Below are 6,554 nucleotides of genomic sequence, written 5' to 3'. Positions count from 1 at the left end.
CGCGCCCTCGGCGGCGGCCAGGATCAGCTCGGCCTCGGGGGCCTTGCCGGACGTGCGGGGTTCGATATCCAGAAGTTCCAGCGGACCTAAGCCCAGCGGCCGACCCGCCAGGGTCGCCCGCCGGGCGTAGTCGTCAGCCAGAGCGGCCTCGGGACCGCGGCCCGGCTTGCCGATGGCCGCGATCGCCAGCTTCATGGGGTCAGCTCGGTCCGGGGATCAGGCGGCGCCGGCGCCGCGGTGGGCGCTGTCGATCGCCCAGATCTTCTCGATATTGTAGAAGGTGCGCACTTCGGGGCGGAACAGGTGGACGATGACGTCGCCCGCATCCAGCAGCACCCAGTCGCAGTGCGGCAGACCCTCGACCTTGACCTTGCCCAGGCCCAGATCCTTGAACAGGCGCAGCAGGTGGTCGGCCAGGGCGCCGACGTGACGGTGCGACCGGCCCGAAGCCACGATCATGGCGTCGGACATCGGGCTTTTGCCACGCAGGTCGATCAGGACCATGTCCTGGGCCTTGTCTTCATCGAGCTTGGCGATGATGGCGCGTTCCAGCTCGGTCAGGCCGACCGGAAGCGGGGCTTGATCGCCGGTACTGGGGCCTTCGGCCTGACCGTCTTCGGAATGGACGGAATCCATCGGGTCCATTTCATGGGCCGCGTTGGAAACGGCGGCGTCTTGCGCGTCGTGCGCGGGCGAGGGGGTCAGCGGAGGGCTCCAGGGGAGATTACTAAAGGTGCAACCTAGCACGTCCCGCCGGAAACGTCACCCTTCGGCGGGCGCCCGCGCCCCGGCGGCGCGAATCGCCGAGGATGAGCGGGGATTCAGCGGCGCCGTCAGATAGGTCCAGGCGGGCGCCGCCAGGCTGGCCAGCAGGCCGGCCTGGGCCGCGGGAATGCGGAACCGGGCGAAGCGGGCGGCGGCGGGGGCGGTGCGGCTGTCCAACTGGCTGCCTGGCCGGGCGATCACCGCCACCGGCATCAGGCGCATGATATCGGTCCAGCCCCGCCACCGGTGGAAGCTGGCCAGGTTGTCCGACCCCATCAGCCAGACGAACTGCACCCCGGGATAGCGGGCCTTGAGCGCGCGTACGGTGTCGACGGTCCATTGCGTCCCGGCCCGGGTCTCGAAGTCGGAAACGATCATGGCCGGGCCGACCGTGTCGGCGACCGACCGGGCCGAGGCCATGCGCTCAAGCAGGGGGGCGGTCTCGTGGTTCGACTTCAACGGGTTCTGCGGCGAGACCAGCCACACCACCCGGTCCAGCCCCAGCCGCCGCATCGCCGTCTCGGCCACATGGGCGTGGCCGTCGTGGGCCGGATTGAAGGAGCCGCCGAACAAGCCGACCTTCATGCCCGCCTGCAGGCCCAGGCCGTCGCGCAGAGCGCCGGGGCGAGAGCCGAAGCCTTTCGGCGCGGGACCGGCGTGAAAGAAGGACAAGGGCGGCTCTTTGGCGACGACGACGAGAGGACGGACTTATGCTCACCCGCGCCCTAACACGGCCCGTCGCCCCTGTCTCGTTTCAGCAGACGGACGAAAGTCTCAGAACTCTTTCCAACTGGAGCCCGGATCGCGCTCGCCCGGCTGGGCCAGCTGCTGGCCCCAGGTCACGACCATGAAGGCCTTGTGGCTGCGGATCTTGTACTGGCCGATCATCGGCGTGACCGCGCCCAGCGGCAGGCCTGTGCGGCCGTCGTAGAGGAAGCCGGAAAACTCGGCCACGCCCATGCGGTCGCGGTTGGAATAGATCGACAGCTCGGGAATGGAGACGACGTTCAGGGTCTCGTTGATCGGCACCCGCATGTCGGGAATGCCGAAGACCCGGCGCATCTGCTCCAGCGACAGGGCGCCGGCGCGGACCTCGAAGATGGCGTCGGCGCTGTCGCGGTCACGGCTGATGGCGTAGCCCGCATCGGACAGGGCGGCGCGAATGGCGCTCAGCGCATAGCGGGCGTTCTCGGCCTGGAAATAGGTCTCGTCGACGAAGACCCGCGCGCCCTGAGGAATGGGCAGGGTCAGGCCCTCGACCGCTCGGTCCGCGGCGCGGTTGACCAGCAGCATGTCGGTGGCCGTCCGCGCCGGATTGGTCTCGGTCACGGAGGCGCAACCGGCCAGGACGGCGGTCGCCGCGAACAGCGAGATCAGGCGCGCGGTCGTCAAATCACCAGGCTCCGACGTTGGGCATGGAGGCCCAGGGCTCGGCCGGGGCCAGGCGCTCGCCGGCCTGCAGCAACTCGACCGAAACGCCGTCGGGCGAGCGGACGAAGGCCATGTGGCCGTCGCGCGGCGGACGATTGATCGTCACCCCGCCGTCCATCAGGCGCCGGCAGGCGGCGTAGATGTCCTCGACCTCGAAGGCCAGGTGGCCGAAGTTGCGGCCGCCCTGATAGTCCTCGGGATCCCAGTTGAAGGTCAGCTCGACCTCGGGCGACTTCTCGGCCTCGGCGCGCGCCGTGTCTTGCGGCGCGGCCAGATAGATCAGGCTGAAGCGCCCGGCCTCGCTGTCCATGCGGCGCGTCTGCACCAGACCCAGCAGGTCACGATAGAAATGCAGCGAAGCCTCCAGGTCCTTCACGCGGACCATGGTGTGCAGATAGCGCATGGCTCAGTGGGCCTCGGGCGGGCGGGCCGCCGGGTCCAGGTACTCATTCTCGGGATGTGCATGGGCCGACAGGATGAAGCGACGATCGCAGTAGCCGCACTCGACGAAATCGTCCTCGCCCATCTCCAAGTATACCAGCGGGTGGCCGAGAACGCCGCCGCCGTCGCAGGCGACGCGCTTCGTCGGCACGACGATCTCTTCGGGGGCGGGGATGACGGCGTCGGTATGGCGGGGAGGCATGGGGTCCGGTCCAGTCTGGAAAGGCTCGCGCCGTTCCTAGAAGGACCGGACCCTTTGGTCAAACAATGGGGGTCAAACTTCGGAAGGGCGCGGCTGGCGACGGAACAGCCTGTCCAGCATGGCCTTGCGCTTCTTGAACAGGGTCAGGCCCAGGCAGCCGGCGCCGACCCACAGGCCGATCTCGCCGATCAGAGCCGCGACCGCCGCCAGCAGGGCCGCATGGGTCATGTCCAGATAGTCCAGCTTGCCCCCCAGCAGGGCGAGACCCATGCCGGTGTAGCCGACGGCGCAGACGCCCAGGGCGGCGAAACCGATCAGGCGGGTCTTGGTCAGAGGCTTCTTCATCTGGGCTTGCAGGGCGGTCAAGAGCGTCTCTCCATCAAGGTAGGTTGTCTTTATGACAAGCAACCTAGACACGATGAGGGGGCGCGTCAAGCGTCATTTACACAAAGACACGCACGCTTGTCCGAAACGGCCCGAACTGCGCCTTGGCGAACGCGCCTTGGCCCCCTACCTATGCCGCACGCTTCCGCCCTCCGAGTGAACCCCCGCATGACCGAGACCCCTGCCCTGCCCGTCAACGCCATCGAGGTGCGGGGCCTGAAGAAGACCTATGCGGGCACCAAGAAGTCGCCGGCCAAGACGGCCCTGCGCGGCGTCGACCTGACGGTGCCGCGCGGCTCGATGTTCGGGCTGCTGGGCCCCAACGGCGCGGGCAAGTCGACCCTGATCAACATCATCGCCGGGGTGGTGAACAAGTCCGAGGGCAGCGTCCGCATCTGGGACCGCGACATCGACCATGAGGCCCGCGACGCCCGCGCGGCGCTGGGCGTGGTGCCGCAGGAGATCGTCGCCGACGTCTTCTTCACCCCGCGCGAGGCGCTGGAGGTCCAGGCCGGCTTCTATGGCGTGCCCGCCGACGAGCGGCGCTCGGACGAGCTGCTGGCGGCGCTGGGCCTGTCGGACAAGGCCAACGCCTATGTCCGCGCCCTGTCCGGCGGCATGAAGCGCCGCCTGATGGTGGCCAAGGCCCTGGTGCACAATCCGCCCGTCCTGATCCTGGACGAGCCGACGGCGGGCGTGGACGTCGAGCTGCGCCGCCAGCTGTGGGACTATGTGCGCAAGATCAACGAGGAGGGCGTCACCGTCATCCTGACCACCCACTACCTCGAAGAGGCCCAGGAGCTGTGCGACACCATCGCCATCATCAACCGGGGCGAGGTCGTGGCCTGCGAGCCGACGCGCCAGCTGCTGAAACGTCTGGACACCCGCAACGTGGTGGTGACGCCCGAGACGCCGCAGGAGGTCCTGCCCCCGCTCAACGGCTTCCACGTCGCGCCGCGCCCGCACGGGGCCTTCGTCGTCACCTATCGCACCGGAGAATCCAGCGTCGAGCAGGTTCTGGCCGCCGTGCGAGCGGCGGGCGTGACCATCAAGGACATCGCTACCGAGGACCCCAGTCTGGAAGATGTCTTCCTGGCCCTGACCTATGGCGACGCCACCCGGCCCAGCCCGACGCAGGACTGAGGCCCCTCCTCCTCCGTCACCCCGGAAGCGGCGCGGCCGCTATCCGGGAGCGCGGAAAGTGCTGCCGTTTCTACTGTCGATGTCTTGGGCGGTCCCGGCTCTCCGACTTCGGCTGAGGCCGGGATGAGCGATGTGTGTGGACGCTAGACCACCATCACGGTCCCGAGCAGCAGCTTGGCCCCCGGCTTGCCCAGCACGCGATCGGTGGCGGCTTGCAGCGCCCGGCTCAGCCACTCCACGTCCGGCGGCGCGCCCGGCAGCATCCGCTCGCCCGCCAGCCGCACGACCTCGTTATAGGCGGCGCTGAGGCGCGGCCTGGACTGATCGGCGCGCAGGCGCAGGGTTTGGTCGGCCACATCCACCCCGACCTCGACCGTCATCACCCCCCGCCGCCCGTCGCGGCGCAGGATGGTGGCCGTGGCCGTCGGCAGAGGGATGTAGGCGTTGGCCGGCGCTGCCCCGCCCTCGCTTTTTCCGGAGGCTTCCGCGGCCTCGGCCACGAGGGCGGTGCTCAGGGCCGCAAGGCCGATCAGTGCGCGACGATCCATGCCCCATCCTGCCCCGCCCTCGCTTAAGGCCCGGTTACGGCTGGCGGGCCGCCGCGCCGGGGCGTAATCGGGACGGATGAGCCAGATCGATCTTTCCGCCTATCGTCCCAATGTCGGGGTGGTGCTGTTCAACCCGGCCGGGCAGGTCTGGCTGGGCCGCCGCGCGAACACGCCCGAGCCATGGAACTGGCAGTTCCCGCAAGGCGGCGTCGACGAGGACGAGAACCTGGAGGTCGCCGCCCTGCGCGAACTGCAGGAGGAGACCGGCGTACGATCGGTCGAGCTGCTGGGTCGGACCGGCGGCTGGATCGTCTACGACTTCCCCGAGGGCATGGGCGGGCCGAAGGCCTGGAAGGGCTTCAAGGGCCAGAAGCAGGTCTGGTTCGCCTTCCGCTTCACCGGCGAGGACAGCGAGTTCGACCTGACCGCCCACGGCGAGCCGGAGTTCGACGCCTGGCGCTGGGGCGCGCTGGAGGAAGCGCCTGACCTGATCGTGCCGTTCAAGCGCGAGGTCTATCAGCAGGTGGTGGCGGCGTTCGAGGACCTGCCGAAGAGCTGACCAGAACTGTCATCCCGGAAGCGGCGCAGCCGCTATCCGGGACCGCAGGAAGCACAAACGGGGGCGCCTGTGGCGGTCCCGGCTCTACGCCTGCGGCTTCGGCCGGAATGACAGTCGTATGGGCTTCAAAGAAAAAGGCCCCTCGCCGAAGCGAGGGGCCCAGATCGGTTTCGATGTCGCCGCGATCAGTTCGCGGTGATCTCCGAGGCTTCTTCGGCCAGGATGCTCAGACCCTCGCCGTTGACGTCGGCGAAGCCGCCCTTGACCTCGAAACGACGACGCTGGGCGCCGTCATAGACCGTCACCACGCCTTCGCGCAGGGTGGTCATGAAGGGGGCGTGGCCCGGCAGGACGCCGAAGTCGCCCTCGATGCCCGGAGCATCGACCTGATCGACCGAGCCCGCGAAGATTTCGCGTTCAGGGGCGACCAGGGAGAAGTTCAGCTTGCCAGCCATGTCAGGCACCTATCGGTTGGTCGAGCGCCGCATCGAAGGCGCTCTGGGCCGCCACGAACTTGTCGCGACAGCCCGGATTGCAGAAGCCCACCACCCGACCGCGGTAGAGGGTGAGCGAATCGGCGCTCACCGGCTTTCCGGACCAGGGACACGTCGCATTGACGCAGTCCTCGATCCGCAGGGCCGGCAATGCCATGGATCAGACTTCCGCAGCCATCTTGGCGGCCTTCTCGACGACTTCCTCGATGGCGCCGACCATGTAGAAGGCGGCTTCCGGCAGGTGGTCGTATTCGCCGTCGCAGATGGCCTTGAACGAACGGATGGTGTCCTTCAGCTCGACGAACTTGCCCGGCGAGTTGGTGAACTGCTCGGCCACGAAGAAGGGCTGCGACAGGAAGCGGCTGATCTTGCGGGCGCGCGACACGACCAGCTTGTCGTCTTCCGACAGTTCGTCCATGCCCAGGATGGCGATGATGTCCTTCAGCGCCTTGTACTGCTGCAGGATTTCCTGAACGCGGCGGGCGACCGAGTAGTGCTCTTCACCGATGACCAGCGGATCCATGATGCGCGAGGTCGAGTCCAGCGGGTCCACGGCCGGGAAGATGGCCTGGGCCGCGATGTCGCGG

At 68.3% G+C, this 6,554-nt stretch carries 12 protein-coding genes and 1 pseudogene; 2 read left to right on the top strand and 11 right to left on the bottom strand.

Translation table 11 applies throughout. The features are described 5' to 3' along the window. From VGE49_RS11575 to VGE49_RS11545, 7 genes and pseudogenes are all read right to left on the bottom strand, one after another. Window positions 1-195: pseudogene (locus VGE49_RS11575) on the bottom strand (23S rRNA (pseudouridine(1915)-N(3))-methyltransferase RlmH); the annotation flags it as partial. 21 nt (window positions 196-216) lie between these two features. Then, window positions 217-645 (bottom strand): ribosome silencing factor, encoded by a 429-nt coding sequence (gene rsfS, locus VGE49_RS11570; protein ID WP_331034701.1) that lies wholly within the window; start codon window positions 643-645, stop codon window positions 217-219. Window positions 646-762: 117 nt separating this feature from the next. Continuing rightward, window positions 763-1,437 carry a nicotinate-nucleotide adenylyltransferase gene (locus VGE49_RS11565; RefSeq protein ID WP_349256713.1) on the bottom strand — a complete coding sequence of 225 codons (675 nt, stop codon included), beginning with the start codon at window positions 1,435-1,437 and terminating at the stop codon, window positions 763-765. Window positions 1,438-1,539: 102 nt separating this feature from the next. Beyond that, entirely contained in the window at window positions 1,540-2,157 is a 618-nt protein-coding gene (locus VGE49_RS11560) for a DUF6655 family protein (RefSeq protein ID WP_331034700.1), read from the bottom strand. Between the two features lies 1 nt (window position 2,158). Further along, entirely contained in the window at window positions 2,159-2,599 is a 441-nt protein-coding gene (locus VGE49_RS11555) for a VOC family protein (RefSeq protein ID WP_331034699.1), read from the bottom strand. A 3-nt stretch (window positions 2,600-2,602) separates the two neighbouring features. Beyond that, window positions 2,603-2,839 carry a zinc-finger domain-containing protein gene (locus tag VGE49_RS11550; protein WP_331034698.1) on the bottom strand — a complete coding sequence of 79 codons (237 nt, stop codon included), beginning with the start codon at window positions 2,837-2,839 and terminating at the stop codon, window positions 2,603-2,605. 72 nt (window positions 2,840-2,911) lie between these two features. Further along, a complete protein-coding gene (locus tag VGE49_RS11545; protein ID WP_331034697.1) occupies window positions 2,912-3,205 on the bottom strand; it encodes a hypothetical protein in 294 nt (97 codons plus the stop codon). Between the two features lie 186 nt (window positions 3,206-3,391). Here VGE49_RS11545 and VGE49_RS11540 point away from each other — a divergent pair, with 186 nt between their 5' ends. Beyond that, window positions 3,392-4,366, top strand: a complete 975-nt coding sequence (locus VGE49_RS11540) for an ABC transporter ATP-binding protein (protein ID WP_331034696.1) — start codon at window positions 3,392-3,394, stop codon at window positions 4,364-4,366. A 143-nt stretch (window positions 4,367-4,509) separates the two neighbouring features. On the opposite strand, the gene VGE49_RS11535 is transcribed toward VGE49_RS11540, so the two are convergent. Further along, window positions 4,510-4,914 carry a Tat pathway signal protein gene (locus tag VGE49_RS11535; protein WP_331034695.1) on the bottom strand — a complete coding sequence of 135 codons (405 nt, stop codon included), beginning with the start codon at window positions 4,912-4,914 and terminating at the stop codon, window positions 4,510-4,512. 76 nt (window positions 4,915-4,990) lie between these two features. Between VGE49_RS11535 and VGE49_RS11530 the strand changes: the two genes are divergently transcribed. Next, a complete protein-coding gene (locus tag VGE49_RS11530; protein ID WP_331034694.1) occupies window positions 4,991-5,473 on the top strand; it encodes an RNA pyrophosphohydrolase in 483 nt (160 codons plus the stop codon). Window positions 5,474-5,658: 185 nt separating this feature from the next. Here VGE49_RS11530 and VGE49_RS11525 read toward each other — a convergent pair whose 3' ends face one another. From VGE49_RS11525 to VGE49_RS11515, 3 genes are all read right to left on the bottom strand, one after another. After that, the gene (locus VGE49_RS11525; RefSeq protein ID WP_331034693.1) at window positions 5,659-5,928 is read right to left on the bottom strand and encodes an ATP synthase F1 subunit epsilon; all 270 of its coding nucleotides are present in this window, start codon (window positions 5,926-5,928) and stop codon (window positions 5,659-5,661) included. Between the two features lies 1 nt (window position 5,929). After that, window positions 5,930-6,124, bottom strand: coding sequence for a hypothetical protein (locus tag VGE49_RS11520; RefSeq protein ID WP_331034692.1), 195 nt, complete (start codon window positions 6,122-6,124; stop codon window positions 5,930-5,932). 3 nt (window positions 6,125-6,127) lie between these two features. Then, window positions 6,128-6,554 (bottom strand): ATP synthase beta subunit C-terminal domain-containing protein (locus VGE49_RS11515; protein WP_473964843.1); only part of this gene is annotated, 427 nt, incomplete at its 5' end.

The organism is Brevundimonas sp., assembly GCF_036405315.1.
In the GTDB taxonomy this organism is placed as follows: domain Bacteria; phylum Pseudomonadota; class Alphaproteobacteria; order Caulobacterales; family Caulobacteraceae; genus Brevundimonas.
The sequence above is the reverse complement of the archived record's forward strand: the minus strand, read 5'-3'. Positions and strand labels throughout refer to the sequence as shown.

What these genes read in the sequence shown, in the direction of transcription:
- rsfS (WP_331034701.1), bottom strand. Translation starts at nt 645, where the DNA reads ATGGACCCGATGGATTCCGTCCATTCCGAAGACGGTCAGGCCGAAGGC.
- VGE49_RS11555 (WP_331034699.1), bottom strand. Translation starts at nt 2,599, where the DNA reads ATGCGCTATCTGCACACCATGGTCCGCGTGAAGGACCTGGAGGCTTCG.
- VGE49_RS11550 (WP_331034698.1), bottom strand. Translation starts at nt 2,839, where the DNA reads ATGCCTCCCCGCCATACCGACGCCGTCATCCCCGCCCCCGAAGAGATC.
- VGE49_RS11540 (WP_331034696.1), top strand. Translation starts at nt 3,392, where the DNA reads ATGACCGAGACCCCTGCCCTGCCCGTCAACGCCATCGAGGTGCGGGGC.
- VGE49_RS11535 (WP_331034695.1), bottom strand. Translation starts at nt 4,914, where the DNA reads ATGGATCGTCGCGCACTGATCGGCCTTGCGGCCCTGAGCACCGCCCTC.
- VGE49_RS11530 (WP_331034694.1), top strand. Translation starts at nt 4,991, where the DNA reads ATGAGCCAGATCGATCTTTCCGCCTATCGTCCCAATGTCGGGGTGGTG.
- VGE49_RS11525 (WP_331034693.1), bottom strand. Translation starts at nt 5,928, where the DNA reads ATGGCTGGCAAGCTGAACTTCTCCCTGGTCGCCCCTGAACGCGAAATC.
- VGE49_RS11520 (WP_331034692.1), bottom strand. Translation starts at nt 6,124, where the DNA reads ATGGCATTGCCGGCCCTGCGGATCGAGGACTGCGTCAATGCGACGTGT.